Raw genomic sequence first — 16,962 nt, forward strand, 5'->3', positions numbered from 1 at the left:
TCAGTACCCTTCGCCTGCGGTCTGGCCCTGCACCAGGGCGACGCCACTGGAGGTTCCCAGTCGGGTGGCTCCTGCCTCAATGAATCTTTGTGCGTCCTGGAAGGTTTTCACTCCTCCTGCGGCCTTGATGCCGATTTTGCCCTGGGTGACCCTTGCCATGAGCTGGATGTCTTCCAGGGTGGCTCCACCTGTGCCAAATCCGGTGCTGGTTTTCACGAAATCAGCTCCGGCCTGCAAGACCAGTTCAGTGGCTTTTTCTTTTTCTGCATCGGTCAGATAGCAGGTCTCGATGATCACTTTGAGGATCACGTCCTGGGTGGCTTCGCGCACGGCCTGAATGTCTTCCAAAACCAGATCCCAGTTTCCAGCTTTGGCTGCACCGATGTTGATGACCATGTCCACTTCATCGGCCCCGAGTTCCACACTCTGGGCGGCTTCCTTGGCTTTCTGCTCAGGGGTCAGGGCTCCGAGGGGGAAACCTGCCACGGTGGCGACCTTCACTTCGCTTTCCGACAGGCATTCCAGGGCCAGGGCAACGTAACTGGGATTCACACAGACGGCTTTGAAGCTGTGCTCCATGGCCTCACTGCACAGTTTGCGGATGTCGTCCGGGGTCGCTGTGGCCTTCAGGAGGGTGTGGTCAATGTATTCAGCAAGATTATTCATATGCTTTACCTACGGCTTTCGGTGCGGTCCCTTTGCCGGTGAGGGCCAGGGCAATGATGGTGAAGAGGAACGGAAGTATCTGCACAATACTGCTTGGGAACAGGTCAGTTCCACCCAGCGTGATCGACAGTGCACTGAAAAACCCGAACAGCAAGGTGGCCCCGAGGGTTCCGAGCGGTGTCCACTTCCCGAAAATCAGCGCAGCGAGGGCAATGAAGCCTGTGCCTGCCGAGAGGTTGCGGGTGAAGCTGTTCAGGAAGCCAATCGAGAGGAAGACTCCGGCGGTTCCGGCCAGCATGCCCGAGATGATCACGGCACTGTAGCGGATGCGGTACACGTTCACACCCATGCTTGCAGCGGCTTTTGGGTGTTCACCGGTGGCCCGGATTCTCAGGCCATATGGGGTTTTATACATGATGTACCATGCCAGCAGAACCATCAGGAAGGCAAAATACACTGGTGGGCTGAACCGGAAGTCCCCGAAGCCCCACTGGGGCAAAGCGTGTTCAACGGTCTTGGATTCGGTGGAGGAGCCATAAAGGAAGCCCAGCACGATGCCGGGAACGCCGACGGCCAGCAGGTTGATGGCGGTGCCTGAAATCACCTGATCGGCCTTGTACTTGATGGAGACAATGGCGTGAATCCAGCCGATCAGACCACCCGTGAGGGCTCCGGCAATCCAGCCCACCCAGGGTGCAGCGTTGCCCAGGGTTGGGTCCAGCAGCTGGGTGGTCACAGCACCTGCGAGAGCACCGAAGATGATGATGCCTTCCAGGGCGATGTTGACCACACCTGCACGCTCACTGAAGAGGCCGCCGAGGGCTGCGAGCAAGAGGGGGGTGGTGGCGCGAATCAGGGTGGCCAGAAAGGTCAGGGAGAAGAGGTCCGTGAAAATCATGCGGTCACTTCCTTGCGTTCCTCTTGATGGGAGGTTCTGGGTTCAGGGGCTGCTGGAGGCGGGCTGATGATCTTCTTGCTCAGGAAGCCCTGGGCAGCGATGATCAGCACGATGATGGCTTTCAATACGGTCACAATGTCGCGGTTGAGGGCATCGAGTTTCTGGTCCACGTACATGCCGCCGGTGTCCAGCACCCCAAACAGCACGCTGGACACAACCACACCCACAGGGGTGCTCTGTCCAAGCAGGGCAATGGTGATGCCGTCAAATCCGACGCTCACAGGCAGGGATTGCTTCAGGCGGAACTCGTCCAAAGCTCCTCCCATCACGTAATGGGATGCGGTCAGTCCAGCGAAAGCTCCGGCAATGACCATCGCCAGGATGGTGTTGCGGGCCACGTTGATTCCGCCGTATTCTGCGGCTTTGGGAGACAGGCCCACAGCGCGGATCTCGTATCCACGTGCGGTTCTCCACAGGAAGATGCCAAAGAAGGCTGCAGCCAGGAGGGCAATCAGGAAGGCGACATTCAGACGGCTGGTGATCAGGGCATCGGTGGCCTGAATGGTCATGGGAACCCACAGGGCAGCGGTGACTGCGATTCCAGACAGAGCCGCAATCCAAAGGCGGTTTTTGTTCTTGATCAGGCTGAAGACGATCCCGAGCACGATCAGGCCTGCAATCCAGCTCAGGCTGATGGTGTCTCCCACCTTGTGCAGGCCGAACAGGTACAGCAGGCTGGGAAAGTGGGCTCCAGGTTGCAGTTCTGCACTCTTGGCCTCAAAACCCTCTGCCTTGAAGGGGAGGTGGAAAGTCTGCCCGAAGAACTTCACTTCATTCGAGCCGATCATGAACACGAAGATCCCGGCGGCAACATAGTTCAGCATGATGGTGTTGATGACTTCACTGGACCCGAAGCGTGCCTTGAGCCAGCCGACCAGCCCACCCCACAGTGCCCCTCCGAGTGCACCTGCAATCACGGTCAGGGGCAGCAGCAGTGCAGCAGGCAGAGGCACGTAAACCCCGACCAGCATGGCACAGATGGCCCCAATGGTCATCTGACCGGGTGCGCCGATGTTGAAGAGACCTGCCCGGAAAGCAAAGGCCACACTGAGACCCGTCAGGATCAGGGGGGTGGCAAGCACCAGGCTCTGCAGGAAATCCGGCAGGCTGGTGAGGGGCGCAAAGAGGGTCGAGTACACGAAGTAGATCAGGTCGAACTTCCCGAGCACCACTTCACCGAAAGTGAGTGGGCTGCTCAGGCCACTGGGCACGCTCTGAATCCCAATGATGATCAGTGCACCCCCCAGAATGGCAATCAGGAAGGACACGGAGGGGACAAGCGCCCAGCGCAGTTTCTCCATGCGCTCACGCCACACTTTGAAGCCACTCAGGCCTGTTGCCACGGTCACCAGAGAGGCAAGAAGGCCCAGCACCAGTCCCATGTTGGCTCCACCAGAAGTGAAAGGAATGCGCCTGAGGGGAATGTTCTGGTCCAGCAGGACCTGGGTGGCCTGCCCAAGGGAAACATGGATGCTGATCATGGCGAGGGCAGCCACCAGCAGGCCAGCAACGCCTGAAATCCACATCCAGGAGGCCTTGCGCAGGGCAGCAAAGGCAGACAGCAGCAGGCAGGCAAAGAGAGCCCAGCCCAGACCCAGGGCAAGGTCCATCGAGGGGAGGTTCTCGGGGGGAAAGCCCGAATAGTCCATCACTTTTCCGGTCAGCATCTGCAGGGTGCCTGCTCCACTGAAATTCCGGGCGTAGGTCAGGTAGGGGAGGGCCATCAGTCCCAGTCCGGCAACCAGACTGGTGTACAGCGCAATGCTTGTTGCGCTCTTGGTGGTTTGATAACTCTGGCTCATGTGCGGTCTCCAGGGGTTTTGAAGTGTTCTTTGGTCTGGCCTCAGGCCAGGGCGGGTTCCTTCTCGGTGGGGGCAGGTGCGGCTTTCACTCCGGCCATCAGGAGGCCCAGTTGTTCCTCGGTGGCCTCACTTGCTTTGACCTCGCCCATGATCTGTCCCTCGAACATCACCAGGATGCGGTCCGAGAGGTTCATGACTTCGGTGAGGTCTGCGCTGACCAGCAAGACCCCCAGTCCCTGATCGCGGGCACGGACAATCTGCCTGTGGATGAACTCGATGGCCCCGATGTCCACCCCACGGGTCGGCTGACTGGCCACCAGGATTTTCGGGTTGCGGAACATCTCACGGGCCACGATGATCTTCTGGGCATTTCCACCCGAGTAGCGTCCGGCAGGCAGGTCTGCAGAACGGGGGCGCACATCATAAAGGTCGGTCTGGGTTTCGGTGTGCTTGCGGATGCGCTCCAGATTCAGAAAGCCAAATTTGCCACTGAAAAAGGAACTCCGGTGCTGCCCGAGCACCATGTTCTCGGCGGTGGTCATGTCCAGCACCAGACCCCGTTCGTTGCGGTCTTCAGGGATGTGGGAGAGGCCTGCTTCTGCCACTTTGCGGGCATCCACCTTTTTCAGGGTTTCGCCAGAGTAGCGGATCTCGCCCCGGTTCAGGTGGCGCAGTCCAGTGATGGCCTCCACCAGTTCGCTCTGTCCGTTGCCATCGATTCCGGCAATTCCGACCACTTCACCACTGGCCACATGGAAGGACACCTGATCCACCACATGCTTTTTGTTGCTGTTCAGGATGGTGGCATCCACCACTTCCAGCACTTTCTCTTTTGGCTGGGCTTCTTTCTTCTGGACTTTGAGGTTCACCTCGCGGCCCACCATCATGCGGGCGATGGTCTCGGTGGTGGCCCCTTCTCTGGGGATGCTGCCGATCATGCGTCCATCGCGCAGCACAGAGATCTCGTCGCAGAGTTCGAGCACTTCATGCAATTTGTGGGAAATGAAAATCACGCTGTTTCCCTGCTGTGCAAATTGCTCCCGCAGGAAGCGGAACAGGTCTTCGGTCTCTGCAGGGGTCAGGACTGCAGTGGGCTCATCCAGAATGAGGATTTTGGCTCCACGGTACAGCGTTTTCAGGATCTCCACTTTTTGTTGCAAACCCACAGGGAGGTCTTCAATCTTTGCATCAGGGTTCAGCCCAAAGTTGAACTGGTCAATCAGTTCCTTGACCCTTTTGCGCGCGGCGGCGTAATTGATGCTGGTCCCCTGGGTCGGTTCCATGCCCAGAATCACGTTCTCGGTCACGGTGAGAGGCCCGACCAGCATGAAGTGCTGGTGCACCATCCCGATCCCGTTCTGGATGGCGTCTCTGGGGTCCAGCATGGGAGCAGGCTGACCATTCACCCAGATTTCTCCGCTGGTGGGGGGCTGCATCCCATAAAGGATCTTCATGAGGGTGCTTTTCCCGGCACCGTTCTCTCCGACCAGTGCGTGAATGCTGCCCCACTTCACTTTGAGGTTGATGTTGTCGTTTGCCAGCACCAGAGGGAAGCGTTTGGTGATGCCTTTGAGTTCAATCGCGTAGGGTTCAGTCATGGTTGGGGGCCTGAAGTCATGACAGGGACTGGAGCAGGCTGACTTCCTGACCTGCCCAGGTGGGGGTCCATCACTTGCAGCACGGCAATCTGTCCCGACAACCAGAGAGATTGCGGGCATTGCGGCTTGTCATACGTATGACTTGATTATAGTCATACGTATGACGGAACTTCAAGAGTGGATGCAAGGCCAGACCACATTGCGTTTCCAACCGCACCGCAGAGGAGAAAACCACCTGCTGTCAGCTGGCCCATCGTTTTCTGGCTCAGAAAGGGCTACACTCTGTCAAAACACTCCACATCATGCGAGGTCCACATGCAAACTCGAGAAATCACCTTACAGGAAGTTGTGTCCTACACCTGGCTGGACCAGTCCGTGCAGGTCGTTGCCAAAAGCACCCTCACCCCTCAGGAACATGAGGCCATTTTTCGAGGTCAGTTGCGCCTGACTTTTCTGGGCGTGGAGACCAAACTGACCGCTGTGCAGATTCAGGAAGGTGCGTCCCTGCTGAACTTTCTGGTGTCCACACATCTGCTGCAGGATTGAGAGAATGTGACCTGGATGCCTCAATTCAGGTCGTGTTCCAGAAAGGCTCAGAAGAAATTCAGCGTGCCTCAGGGACTTTTCAGTGCCCGGGATTAACCTGTAATCAGAAAGGAGGGGCACATGTTATTCATCCTCTCACTGGTCGCTGGTTTACTCATTGGAAGCATTTTTCTGGGCATCGCACTCCTGATGGACCGTTTACTGAAAACCCCCACCATCGTGGTGGACGATCTTCAAGAAGCCCCTTCTTTTGCGCTCAGCTCTTCTCTGACCACCGCAGCCTGAAAACCATTTGTACGCAGATTGAAATTGTATTGCGCCACTGCCCTGATGCAGTGGTTTTTTATTTTGACCAGAAACCTTCAGGAAGAGGAGCCTGGAGGTCCACTTGCTCTGCAGAAATGGGATGCTGAAAAACCAGACGTGCAGCGTGCAGGCGGTAACCTCCGTCTCCAGGGAGACCAGGGTTCTCCTTCAGGGGCAATCCATCTGGTCCATAAAGAGGATCTCCGACCAGAGGATGCCCAATGGAGGCCAGATGAATGCGAATCTGGTGGGGCCGTCCAGTCTGGATGTCCACCTGAAACAGGGTGGCGTTTCTGATGCGCTCCAGAACCCTTGCCAGACTGTAAGACGGTTTTCCATCAGGGCTCGCAGCAAAAACACTTCCGAGTCTTGGGTGCAGGACAGGACCTATGGGGGTGGAAATCTGATAAAGCTCTTCGGGTGCCTGCCCTGAGGCCACTGCCAGATACCTTTTCTGGACTTCATGGTCCCTCCAGGCTTTTGCCATCAGAGAGGCCCCCTCAGCTGTGCGGGCAAACAACACGATGCCTGAAGTGTACCGTCCCAGTCGATGCAGAGGGCTGGCTTCAGACCTGTTTTTGCGCACCTGCATCAGCAGGGTGTGTTCCAGAAATCCCCCGGCAGGCATGGTGGGAAGGCCACTGGGTTTGTTGATTGCCAGCAGATGCTCATCTTCATGCACAACAGTGAAATCCAGAGGAACCTCGGGTTCCTCCCAGGGTGGCCGGTGCCACACCAGCGCCTGACCAGGTTTCAGTTCAGGGTTGCCTGAAACGGTCTGTCCATCGAGCTCAATTTCCTCCCGAATCAACCGCTGCTGCCAATCTTCCAGGGTGGAATGGGTGTAAAACCTGCTCAGATAATCCAGCAAAGTCAATCCTGCAGCCTTTTTTCCCAGCTGCTCCGTGTAGGCGTACCCCTGATTCAGCTTCATGATTTATTGCTGTGGGGCTGCTGTGGAGTTGCGCTGAATCAGCTCCGTCTGAAACCAGACCACTTTTCTGGCTGTGGGCTGGGCCTCAAGAAGCTGAATCAGTTCCTGGGCTGCACATTCCCCCATCTGCTCAGCCGGGATGTGCAGGGTGGTCAGTTCGGGCTCAATGTACTGAGAAAGTTCCAGATTGTCGATGCCAATCACCGAGAGGTCCTCCGGAATGCGCAAGCCCAGTTCCTTGGCTGCCTTGTAGACTCCCACAGCCAGAAAATCCCCATCACACATGATGGCAGTGGGGCGTTCTTCGGAACTTCCGAGCAGGGCCAGTGCCCCCTGTTTTCCCCCTTCCAGTGAGAAAGGCGCTCGAACTTCCCATTCGGGCCGGTAGGTCCAGCCCTGCTCCTCGAAAAACTCCCGGTAGGTGCGGCTTCTGGCCTGAAAGGTCTCGGTGTCCACGGTGGCGGCCAGATGGGCGATCCGGGTGTGCCCCAGACCCACCAGATGCTGCAGGGCCATGCGCACCCCATGGGGAATGTCCACCATGATGGAGTGGTACCCATCAATCTGGCTTTCCACCAGCACCACATTGTTCTGTGAAAGCAGACCCGTGGACCGGGCAGAGATATCCCAAAGCACGTAACCATCCACATCATGACTGGAGAGGTGTTCGATCAGGGCTTCCTGGGTGCTCATGCTGTGGTCGTAATTCACCAGCACGGTGTCGTAGCCCAGTTTGCGCGCTTCACGGTCTGCCCCCTGGTACACAGGAGCAAAAAACGGGTTGCTGAGCTGTGGGATCACCAGGGCCAGGGTGCGCGCCCGACCTTCCCTGAGGGCTTTCGCTGCCCGGTTGGGCTTGTAATTGAGGCTGCGGGCAGCTTCCCAGATGGCCTGCTGCAGTTCTGCAGAGACGCGCCCTTCGGCTTTGCCATTTAAGACCAGGGAAACGGTGGATTGTGAAATGCCCACCAGACGGGCCACATCTGCACTGGTGGGTTTTTTGAATGGATTTTTTTCAGATTCGTTCATGGGGGCCTGGGGGAGATGGATTTGGGGGTGCCGTTCTACTGTGCACAGTATACCGTTCAATGGGCATTTGTAGGCCGAGGGCCGAGAGCTGAGGGCCGAGGGCAAAGGAACTGACCATGTGGATGGAAGATTTTCCAATTCGACTGGACTGTTTTGAAGATCAGGAGGACCACGTCAAAAAAATCCACCTGTGCAGCACAGGTGGATTCAGGAAGAAGGGTTCTCAGGATGCACTGCGTATCTCACAGCCAGGCATGTTCCATCCGAGCGCTTCTAAGGCACTCACTTCGGGGATGAAGAACCACAGTCGGGTGTCCTGGGTGTGGTCGTAGCTTTCCAGCCAGGTGCCCTTGATGTGGTCGGTTTCGGGGTGGGTTTCGGTTTCCTTGCTCCACCACGCAATGGCGGCCTGTGCCGCTTCCTGGAAGCTGGGGTAGCTGCCGAGCATGGTTCTGCGCTTGCGTTTCACGGTTACAACGTACATGCCTTATTCTATTATGTTTTTGACATAATAGATAGAGCGGATTCTTACACAGTGCCAGAATGCCACAGGAACGGTCACCGCTCTGCAAGAGGTGACAGAACGAGACACGCCCATCCTGTCACCCCATCGTGTGGATCAGCTTTCTGCCTTCTGCCTTCTGCTTTCTGCCTTCTGCTTTCTGCCCTCGGCTCTCGGCCCTGGGCCCTCGGCAGGCGCAGCCTTATTTCGCCAGAATTCCTGCCATGTCCATCAGGCTGAGGTCCAGTGGTTTTTTGCTGCTGACCACGATGTCCAGAGGGGTGGGCACGATGCGTCCTGCCTGCAGGCCCACCAGAACGCCATGCTCGCCTTTTGCCAGATGCTCCACGGCAGCAACGCCCAGGCGGGTCGCCAGCAGGCGGTCATAGGCTCCGGGGGTGCCGCCACGTTGAACGTGCCCGAGGGTGGTGCTGCGCAGGTCGAAGCCCAGACGCTCCCGGTTTTCCTGGAAGTAATGGACCAGTTTTTCAGCGTTGTAGGTGGCCCCTTCTGCGACCACACCGATGGCGTGCGCCTTGCCCCGTTCATACGCGGCCCTGAGCTGGGCTGCGATTTCTTCTGGTCCTGTTTCGAATTCAGGGATCACGATGACTTCGGCACCCCCGGCAATTCCGGCCATCAGGGCAAGGTAACCGCAGTCCCGGCCCATCACTTCCACCAGAAAGGCCCGGTGGTGGCTCGAAGCGGTGACTTTCAGGCGGTCAATGGCTTCCAGGGCGATGTTCAGGGCGGTGTCCACCCCGATGGTGAGTTCCGAGCCAAACAGGTCATTGTCGATGGTGGAGGCGATTCCAACCACCGGGAAACCCAGGGTGGACAGGGCGTGTGCTCCGGTCTGTGATCCGTTTCCACCAATCACCACCAGACCTTCAATTCCTTTTTCGGCAAGCCGGTTCAGGGCTTTCTGCTGGCCTTCCAGGGTGCGGAATTCCGGGCAGCGTGCGCTTCCCAGGAATGTGCCCCCGCGCTGCATGACATCCCCAACGTCCCGTGCAGAAAGCAATTTCAGGTCGCCCTGGATCAGCCCGGCATATCCATGATGAACCCCGTAAACCTCCATGCCCAGACCGATGCCTGTTCTGGTGACGGCGCGAATGGCCGCATTCATTCCAGGTGCGTCCCCTCCACTGGTCAATACTGCGATGCGTTTCATGTGGACCTCCCTCTGGTGAACAGCAGAACGCCAGCAGAAGAAGCCTGTTGGATTCATCTGCCTGTGATGTTCATGACCTGCCTGTGGACCCGAATCCTGCATCCAGCACGTCTGGTTGGGCGGGTCGGTCCTGCCGTTCTTCCCCCTCAGCATGCCTGTTTGTTGGGTGGGACAGCAAGGTTAAGTGTCCCCCTGACGTTTATCCTGCAAAGGGGAACCTGCTGAACAAAGTGCAGACGTCCAGACAGGTGATCCATCCTGCAAGACGGTGTGCTTTTAATACACCTATGAAAACCTGGCTCAATGCACCCACTCAATGGCAGGAACACGAAAACACCCTGACCGTGACCACGTTGCCTGATACCGATTTCTGGCAGGTGACCCACTATGGCTTCCGTCGGGACAGCGGACACGCCTACCTTGAAAGCGTCCGTGGAGACTTTGATTTCACCGTGACTTTCAGCGGCCAGTACCGCGACCTGTACGATCAGGCAGGATTGCTCCTCAGGGTCAGTGAAACCCTGTGGCTCAAAGCAGGCATTGAGTATGTTGAAGATGTGCACAACCTGAGTGTGGTGGTCACACGAGAATTCTCCGACTGGTCGGTGACGCCGCTGCAAGGTGCTCTGGAAAGCACCACCCTGAAACTGTCCAGGCGCAAAGAAGCCATCACCATTGAAGGGGCCATCAACGGAGGACCGCTGCAGCTCATGCGCATGCTGTACTTCCCAGAAGTTGAAGAAGTGCAGATTGGCCCGATGTGTTGCAGCCCCACAGGCCAGGGTTTCGAGGTGGAATTCCGTGACATGCACTGGCATCCCGTGTCTGGACAGCAGGTATGATGGGAATACTTTGGACGACCTGACCCGTGCCCTGATCCATCAAGATTTTGAGTCCCTGCCTGTCGAAATGTGGCAGAAAAGCAACCTGGCTGCTTATGTGTTCTGTCACACCTCAGCAGCTTACCGCAGAGGACTCCTTCCCCATTACGCCCATGCCCTGCAACGCTGGAAAGCTCAGGAAAAAGAGCTGCGTGAATTGTTGCTGGCCTGGAATGCGGCTGGCATTGTTCCCTTGCTGATCAAAGGCGTCGCGATGGCTTTGAAACACTACACCCATCCTGGAGAGAGGTACTTCGGAGACATTGACCTGATGCTGGACCGTTCCCAGATGGCCCGGGCCAGGGATCTGGCTGCGGGTCTGGGCTGGCAGGTGTTGTTTGATGCACAGCGTGACCGGGGGTTCAGTGTGCATGAATCCCTGGGATTGATTTCTCCATCGCACAACATCAAACTGGATGTTCACCATGCATTGCTGAAACATCCGAAACCCTTTGAAAGACGTGCCCTGGACATGCAACGCCTCCTCGAACCCTGCATGGAGCATTTCGACTGGGAAGGCGTGCAGGTGCGCATGCTTGGACTTGCGGACACCGCGATTGTGCCCCTGATGTTGCATCGTGCCTGGTACCGGGACCGCTGGAACCTCAAGCGCTTTGATTATCTGGACCTGAACCTGCTCAGGGAGGCAGGCCTGACCCGCGAGGCCCTGCTGGAACGTGCAAAGGTGCTGGGATGCCAGACCACCGTTGAGCTGTTCCTGCAGCGGTGTGACCCCTGGCAAAAAGTCCTGGACCTCAAGCCTCTTGATGCCACCAAACTGGACCTCTGGAGAAGGCAGATCTCGCCTGAACGGGGATATTCGGAGCACCAGGGACAACAGGCCCGCACGGGCCTGATCCTCGGTTACACCCCCTATCTGGTCCGCAATGTTCTCAGGGGAACTGGCTGGGTGTTGAAAGCTGCTCTGGTGCTGCAAAAGCAACAGACCTTGCAGGAACTGTGCAACCATGTTGTGCTGAGAAGAACATCTCAGCCTGACTTTTCACAAATTCACAAGGCACGTGTTGGGGTGCTGGGTGCCTCCAAACTTCTGGCGTATTTCCCACGTGGCAACAGCGGGATGTGCGTTTTGCGTGCACTTGCAGCCCTCTGGTGGTTGAGAAGTGCAGGTGTGGATGCTGAACTGGTCAGTGGAGTGCGCAATGATGGAGGCAAAATCAAAGGCCATGCCTGGATTGAATATCAGGGAAGTGTGCTTGCCATCATTGCCGCTGACCTGATGGCACCTTTGTACTACAAGATCAACTTTCGTTCTTCAATTCAGCAAAATTCACGTCAAAGCCCAGATGCAGCATCCGGGCAGGGACCTTCAGCAGCCGATTGATGCCCTGCTGGGCCAGCAGCGAGGCTTCACGGGTGAGGGGCATCCCGCTGGCCTCCCACAGGGTGCGGACAAATTCCAGCCTGGGTACAGCCACCAGAGCGCTCTCTGTGTGACGTTTCAGCATCCAGAACTGTTTCAGTGGGCAGGATTGGGGTTGAAACCATTGCAGGTCACCCACCTCGAAGCGCCACTTGTGCCGGGTGCCGCGCGGAATCCAGGTGCGGGTTTCCGGGAGCACGTCCTCGAAGCGCTCCACGGTGTCGGGCAGCAGGTGCAGTCCTGAATCCCACGGGTATAAGGTGAGGTCCTGGCCAATCCAGGACCAGTCTTCGGAGAGGGCAGGCACCTGGGAACGGGCGGCCTGAAGCAGGGTGGTGGTCTTGCCTGTTCCACTTGGACCAAGCATCACCACTGCGCCACCATCCAGGTACACGGCAGAAGAGTGCAAAGGCATGAACCCCTGCAGGCGCAGGAGTTCACTGATTGCCAGCATCAGGATCAGTCGCAGTCCCGTGCCCTCTCCTGCAAACCGCAGCTCTTTTTCCTGCAGACTGATCTGCAACAGGGTGTTTTTGCACTTCAGGAACACACCCTGTGGGGTTCTGGCGCTGTACACCTCTGCATCCGGGTAATTCACCCGGGTCATGTCTTCTGGTACAGAAATCGATGTTTGCAACACCCTGTACTGCTCAGTGATGGGCAGCACGTAAGTCCGTTGCCAGTCCAGTTCCAGGAACTCCACCAATGCATCAGGAAGTGAATCCCAGGTCAGTTGCAGAGAGAGAACATCAAGCTTCATCAATCAGACCTGCCTGAACCAGATCGCGGAGGATGTCTCCAGCATCGGTGCGGGCAGTGGGCAGATCCAGGCCATAGTGTCCCACCAGCACCTCTGCCAGGGTGTCCAGCGAAGCAGGCAGGGCCAGCCACAGCAACCGACCGGAGGTGTTGAGGGTGAAAATGTCCTGGGTGTCGGGGTTGAGTAGAACCAGCTCGTCTTCCAGATCGGTGACCAGAATGTCTTGTTTGGGCCTGTACATCAGCCGAAATTCTACCACAGGGGGTTCTTGCAGGCATGGGGACCTGCAGCCCAGAGCGTGGATCAAATGATCAGGAGAATTTTCATGGAAATGGTGCAGGAATCATTTTCGTAAGCAAAATGTCAGGCTTCAGATGGTTTAATTCCTGCAGAGACTTTACACTTGAGTAAAGCCTCTGCACCGGGCCACAAATCAGATGGGATCTTCCTGGTTTGCCATCACCACCCATCACCTGAATGCATCAACTCTTTGAAGAGGTAAATGTGACGCTCACCGACAGCAACCTTCTGGCCCAACGCACCCTGGAACAGCTGCAGAAAGTGATTCTGGGCAAAGAAATCCAGCTCAAACTGGCCCTGACCTGCCTGCTGGCCAGAGGACACCTGATGATCGAAGATGTTCCCGGGGTGGGGAAGACCACCCTGGCGCATGCCCTGGCCGCTACCCTGGGGTTGGAATTTGCGCGGGTCCAGTTCACCAGTGACCTGTTGCCTTCAGACGTGATTGGGGCGACCATCTATGAACGGAACGCGGGCACCTTCCGTTTTCACCAGGGTCCCATTTTCACCCAGCTGCTGCTGGCCGATGAAATCAACCGGGCCACCCCCAAAACCCAGAGCGCACTGCTGGAAGCCATGGAAGAGCGGCAGGTCAGCATGGATGGCCAGACCCACATGCTTCCTGAGCCGTTTTTTGTGATTGCCACCCAGAACCCAGTGGAGCAGATTGGCACTTTCCCGTTGCCTGAATCCCAGCTGGATCGTTTTTTGCTGACCATCACGCTGGGTTACCCTGATCCCAGAGCAGAACGGGAACTCTTGATGGGAGAGGACCGCCGTGACCTTGCCCGCCATTTGCCTGCCGTGCTGCACACAGAGGCCCTGCAGGAGGCCCAGGACAGGGTGTCCAGGGTGCACATTTCTGCTGCTCTGGTGGATTACGTGCAACTCCTGCTCAAAGCCACCCGCAACCATTCCGAATTCCAGCTCGGTCTCAGTCCCCGTGCGGCTCTGGGTCTGATGTCCGCTTCCCGTGCCTGGGCCTGGCTTTCGGGGCGGTCCAGTGTGCGCCCTGAAGACATTCAGGCGGTTTTTCCAGCCCTGGCCACCCACCGTTTGCTGCTCAGGTCCACCGGACAGCCCCACCGGGAGTCCGTGCTGGCCTTGCTGGCTTCAACCCCCATCCCATGAAGATCCCTGGGAAGCCCTTGCTTTTGAACCCCACCCGTTTTGGCTGGGTGTATCTGGCATTTGTGATGCTGAGCCTGCTGGGCTGCATCAATTACCAGCTCAGTCTCGGATACCTGCTGTGTTTCCTGCTGGCTTCCACCTGGCTGGTGTGTCTGGTGGAGGCTTACCGTCACTTGCAGGGACTGACGGTGACCTTTCATGCACCAGATGCAGTGTTTGCAGGTCAGGAGAGTCTGCTGGAGGTCCAGGTGACCAACCATCAGAACCAGCCAAGGGCAGACCTTGAGGTGCAACTGGCCGATCAGACCCACCTGCTGTCCATTCCACCCCTGGGAGAGGCCACAGCTTCACTGCTTGTTCCAACCCATCAACGGGGATGGCAACCTGCCCCAGAAGTCACCCTGCAGGGCAGAGACCTGCTGGGTCTTTTCAGGGTGCGACAGCAGGTGCCAGGTGAAGCCCGGGTGATGCTGGTTTACCCGGCCCTGGAGGAGCGTCCTCCAGTCTGGAGGGTCACCGGAGAAGCCACAGGAACCGCCCGGCGCAAAACCGGTCAGGAGGAGTACAGCGGCCTGCGTTCCTACCAGACGGGGGACACCCTGGGCCGTGTGGCCTGGAAGAGGGGCGAACTGCCCGATGGAACCCTGCTGACCAAGGAGTTTGAAAGCCATCAGGATGTCTCGGTGGTTCTCTCCTTTCAGCAGTTGCCTGCAGGACTGAACACCGAGCAGAAACTGTCCCGGTTGGCGGCCTGGGTGGTGCAGGCGCAGAAGCTGGGCATCCATTACAAAATGGTGCTGCCGGGCTTTGAGGCAAGTGGAGCGGGGGAACGCCACACCCAGCGCTGCCTGACACGTCTGGCTGAATTTCCGGGAGACAGGACATGACAGCAACTTCAGGTTCTTCCCCACCATCCCTCCCAGCAGGACCCATGCGTGCCCTGATGCTCGCCCTGGTGCTGGTCTTCCTGCCTTATCTTCTGGATTTGCCTTTCTGGATCGCCCTGCTGTCCCTGGGTCTCGTTGGCTGGCGCTGGATGAACCTGCACAGGGGCTGGCCGATGCTGTCTCTCCCCATGATGTTCCTGGTGGTGGTGGCTGCCGGGGTTGGCGTCTGGCAGGAATTTGGAACAGTGGTGGGCAGGGATGGTGGGGTGTCTGTCCTGCTGGTGCTGCTGGGCCTGAAACTGAATGAAAGCCGCAAAACCCGCGATGCCCTGTTGCTGGTCCTGATGTCTTTCTTCACGCTGGTGGCATTCTACTTTTTCCGTCAGGATGTGCTGACCCTGATTTACACCCTGGGTGTGGCAACCTTGCTCTTTGCAGTGGTGGTGTACTGGCGCAAAGGAAGGGGTGCCCTGCCAGACCAATTGAAACGGATTTTTCCTCTGCTTTTGCGTGCCCTGCCCTTCACCCTTGTGCTGTTTGTGGTGTTTCCCAGGCCGGATGCCCCCCTCTGGGCCATGCCCGCGCAGAGCCAGAACTCCGAATCTGGACTGGCAGATGAGATCACGCCGGGCAGCGTCAGCAGTGTGGCCAAGAGTGAAACAGTGGCCTTTCGGGTGGAGTTTCTGGACCCTCCACCTCCCCGTGCACAGCTGTACTGGAGAGGACCGGTGTTTGAGGCCTTCGATGGTCGCAACTGGACGCAACGGTCCGTGTGGACAGGATTCACCCCAAACACCCGCATTGAATCGCGGGGACGGGTGATCCGTTACCGCAGCACGGTGGAACCCCACGGTCGCATGTGGGTGCTGGCGCTGGACCGCTTTGCAGGCACCACCAGTTCGGTGCGCCTGAGCTCCAACTATCAGGTGGTGACCCGGCCTTTTGTGGTCAGGCAGCGTTTCGAGCTGCAGGCCGACACAGAAGCCATCATTGGGCGCGAGGAAAGCCGGGGTGTGCTGCAATACAACCTGCTTTTGCCTGGACAGAACAACCCCAGGGCACGGGCCCTTGCTGCCTCCTGGCAGGATCTGCCTCCTGCAGAACGGGTTCGTGCAGGAATGGAATTTTTCAGCAGTGGTGGATTCATTTACACCCTGAATCCACCGGTGCTGGAAAGTCCTGATCCCATGGATGAATTGCTGTACCAGACCAGACAGGGCTTCTGTGAGCATTATGCAGGTGCTTTTGCCTTCCTGATGCGTGCTGCAGGTGTGCCTGCCCGGGTGGTTGGAGGATACCTTGGGGGAGACCTGAATGGTTCAGCGGGTTACACCATTGTGCGCCAGTCTGAGGCCCATGCCTGGGTGGAGGTCTGGCTGGAAGGTCAGGGCTGGGTGCGCGTCGACCCCACAGCTGCTGTGTCTCCTGCCCGCCTCACAGAGGGTCTGGCGGCCAGTTTGCAGGCTCCAGCCGATTTGTCCCCCCTGACCAGAGGAGAACAGACCTGGCTGACCCGGGCACAACTGCAACTTGACGCCTTCCAGTTCGCCTGGGACCAGTGGGTGATCGGGTACAACGGCACCCAGCAACGCCTTCTGTTGTCTTTGCTGGGTGCCCATAAGGCGGTGGTCGCTCTGATTGTGGTGGTGCTGCTTGCCCTCACCCTCCTTCCCATTCTGTTGCGTCGGACGGTTCGGGCCACACATCAGACCAGCGATGAATTGCGCAGGCTCTACCAGCAATTCATCCGGCGGTTCAGCATCCAACCCGAGCTTTCAGAGCCGGTCAGCCAGTACGTCCAGCGACTGGCCCGGGCCCATCCAGAGCAGGCAGAAGACATTGAGGGCATTCTGGAAACCTATCAGGACCTGCGTTATGGTCCAGAGGCCACCCCAGAGCAGGTGAAGGGGTTCCGACAGCAGGTGCAGGGGTTCAGGTTGCGCAAATGAACTGCTTTGCGGGTCTGTACAGTGAGGATTTGGTCAGAGTCCTCAGGTAAGATGGAAGAACAAAGGAGGCGTGGATTCCTGTGCTTTACCCGGGCACCTGGCACAGGAGGAGCCAGTGGTGCGACCGGCCTTGTTCCCCAGCTGTGACCTGCAGC

The 16,962-nt window shown here is 57.8% G+C and carries 17 protein-coding genes and 1 riboswitch; of the genes, 7 read left to right on the forward strand and 10 right to left on the reverse strand.

Going from position 1 to position 16,962, the window contains the following annotated elements; all coding sequences use genetic code 11:
• The 4 genes from deoC to DC3_RS01825 are packed head-to-tail and all read right to left on the reverse strand — an operon-like array spanning window position 1 to window position 5,024.
• On the reverse strand, window positions 1-666 hold the full coding sequence (gene deoC, locus DC3_RS01810; protein ID WP_146881868.1) for a deoxyribose-phosphate aldolase: 666 nt from the start codon (window positions 664-666) through the stop codon (window positions 1-3).
• Entirely contained in the window at window positions 659-1,564 is a 906-nt protein-coding gene (locus DC3_RS01815) for an ABC transporter permease (RefSeq protein ID WP_146881869.1), read from the reverse strand. The genes deoC and DC3_RS01815 overlap by 8 nt, the downstream gene beginning before the upstream one ends.
• Entirely contained in the window at window positions 1,561-3,426 is a 1,866-nt protein-coding gene (locus tag DC3_RS01820; protein ID WP_146881870.1) for an ABC transporter permease, read from the reverse strand. Before DC3_RS01820 ends, DC3_RS01815 begins: the two co-directional genes overlap by 4 nt.
• Window positions 3,427-3,467: 41 nt before the next feature.
• On the reverse strand, window positions 3,468-5,024 hold the full coding sequence (locus DC3_RS01825) for an ABC transporter ATP-binding protein (RefSeq protein WP_146881871.1): 1,557 nt from the start codon (window positions 5,022-5,024) through the stop codon (window positions 3,468-3,470).
• Between the two features lie 315 nt (window positions 5,025-5,339).
• Between DC3_RS01825 and DC3_RS01830 the strand changes: the two genes are divergently transcribed.
• A complete protein-coding gene (locus tag DC3_RS01830) occupies window positions 5,340-5,570 on the forward strand; it encodes a hypothetical protein (protein WP_146881872.1) in 231 nt (76 codons plus the stop codon).
• A 120-nt stretch (window positions 5,571-5,690) separates the two neighbouring features.
• A complete protein-coding gene (locus DC3_RS28895; protein WP_186815765.1) occupies window positions 5,691-5,855 on the forward strand; it encodes a hypothetical protein in 165 nt (54 codons plus the stop codon).
• A gap of 58 nt (window positions 5,856-5,913) precedes the next feature.
• On the opposite strand, the gene DC3_RS01835 is transcribed toward DC3_RS28895, so the two are convergent.
• The 4 genes from DC3_RS01835 to pfkA form a co-directional block, all read right to left on the reverse strand.
• Complete coding sequence (locus tag DC3_RS01835) at window positions 5,914-6,810, reverse strand: RluA family pseudouridine synthase (RefSeq protein WP_146881873.1); 897 nt, start codon at window positions 6,808-6,810, stop codon at window positions 5,914-5,916.
• A 3-nt stretch (window positions 6,811-6,813) separates the two neighbouring features.
• Window positions 6,814-7,839: a LacI family DNA-binding transcriptional regulator gene (locus tag DC3_RS01840; protein ID WP_146881874.1), complete on the reverse strand. Its 1,026-nt coding sequence runs from the start codon at window positions 7,837-7,839 to the stop codon at window positions 6,814-6,816.
• A 223-nt stretch (window positions 7,840-8,062) separates the two neighbouring features.
• The gene (locus DC3_RS01845; RefSeq protein WP_146881875.1) at window positions 8,063-8,323 is read right to left on the reverse strand and encodes a hypothetical protein; all 261 of its coding nucleotides are present in this window, start codon (window positions 8,321-8,323) and stop codon (window positions 8,063-8,065) included.
• Window positions 8,324-8,543: 220 nt separating this feature from the next.
• On the reverse strand, window positions 8,544-9,515 hold the full coding sequence (gene pfkA, locus DC3_RS01850) for a 6-phosphofructokinase (RefSeq protein ID WP_146881876.1): 972 nt from the start codon (window positions 9,513-9,515) through the stop codon (window positions 8,544-8,546).
• A gap of 287 nt (window positions 9,516-9,802) precedes the next feature.
• On the opposite strand from pfkA, the gene DC3_RS01855 reads away from it, so the two are divergent.
• Complete coding sequence (locus tag DC3_RS01855) at window positions 9,803-10,357, forward strand: DUF1349 domain-containing protein (RefSeq protein ID WP_146881877.1); 555 nt, start codon at window positions 9,803-9,805, stop codon at window positions 10,355-10,357.
• A gap of 10 nt (window positions 10,358-10,367) precedes the next feature.
• Window positions 10,368-11,741 (forward strand): lasso peptide biosynthesis B2 protein, encoded by a 1,374-nt coding sequence (locus DC3_RS01860; RefSeq protein WP_146881878.1) that lies wholly within the window; start codon window positions 10,368-10,370, stop codon window positions 11,739-11,741.
• Here DC3_RS01860 and DC3_RS01865 read toward each other — a convergent pair.
• Both DC3_RS01865 and DC3_RS01870 read right to left on the reverse strand, forming a co-directional pair.
• On the reverse strand, window positions 11,659-12,540 hold the full coding sequence (locus DC3_RS01865) for a hypothetical protein (RefSeq protein ID WP_146881879.1): 882 nt from the start codon (window positions 12,538-12,540) through the stop codon (window positions 11,659-11,661). The two genes, DC3_RS01860 and DC3_RS01865, sit on opposite strands and share 83 nt — an antisense overlap.
• The gene (locus DC3_RS01870; protein WP_146881880.1) at window positions 12,530-12,781 is read right to left on the reverse strand and encodes a PqqD family protein; all 252 of its coding nucleotides are present in this window, start codon (window positions 12,779-12,781) and stop codon (window positions 12,530-12,532) included. Before DC3_RS01870 ends, DC3_RS01865 begins: the two co-directional genes overlap by 11 nt.
• A 236-nt stretch (window positions 12,782-13,017) precedes the next feature.
• Between DC3_RS01870 and DC3_RS01875 the strand changes: the two genes are divergently transcribed.
• The 3 genes from DC3_RS01875 to DC3_RS01885 are packed head-to-tail and all read left to right on the forward strand — an operon-like array spanning window position 13,018 to window position 16,807.
• The gene (locus DC3_RS01875; RefSeq protein ID WP_146881881.1) at window positions 13,018-13,971 is read left to right on the forward strand and encodes an AAA family ATPase; all 954 of its coding nucleotides are present in this window, start codon (window positions 13,018-13,020) and stop codon (window positions 13,969-13,971) included.
• Entirely contained in the window at window positions 13,968-14,858 is an 891-nt protein-coding gene (locus tag DC3_RS01880) for a DUF58 domain-containing protein (protein ID WP_146881882.1), read from the forward strand. The genes DC3_RS01875 and DC3_RS01880 overlap by 4 nt, the downstream gene beginning before the upstream one ends.
• Before the next feature lie 44 nt (window positions 14,859-14,902).
• Window positions 14,903-16,807, forward strand: a complete 1,905-nt coding sequence (locus DC3_RS01885; RefSeq protein ID WP_186815766.1) for a transglutaminase TgpA family protein — start codon at window positions 14,903-14,905, stop codon at window positions 16,805-16,807.
• A 55-nt stretch (window positions 16,808-16,862) separates the two neighbouring features.
• A riboswitch (cyclic di-GMP riboswitch) is annotated at window positions 16,863-16,945 on the forward strand.
• Window positions 16,946-16,962 lie beyond the last annotated feature (17 nt).

Origin of the sequence: Deinococcus cellulosilyticus NBRC 106333 = KACC 11606 (assembly GCF_007990775.1) — a bacterium.
Classification (GTDB): domain Bacteria; phylum Deinococcota; class Deinococci; order Deinococcales; family Deinococcaceae; genus Deinococcus_C; species Deinococcus_C cellulosilyticus.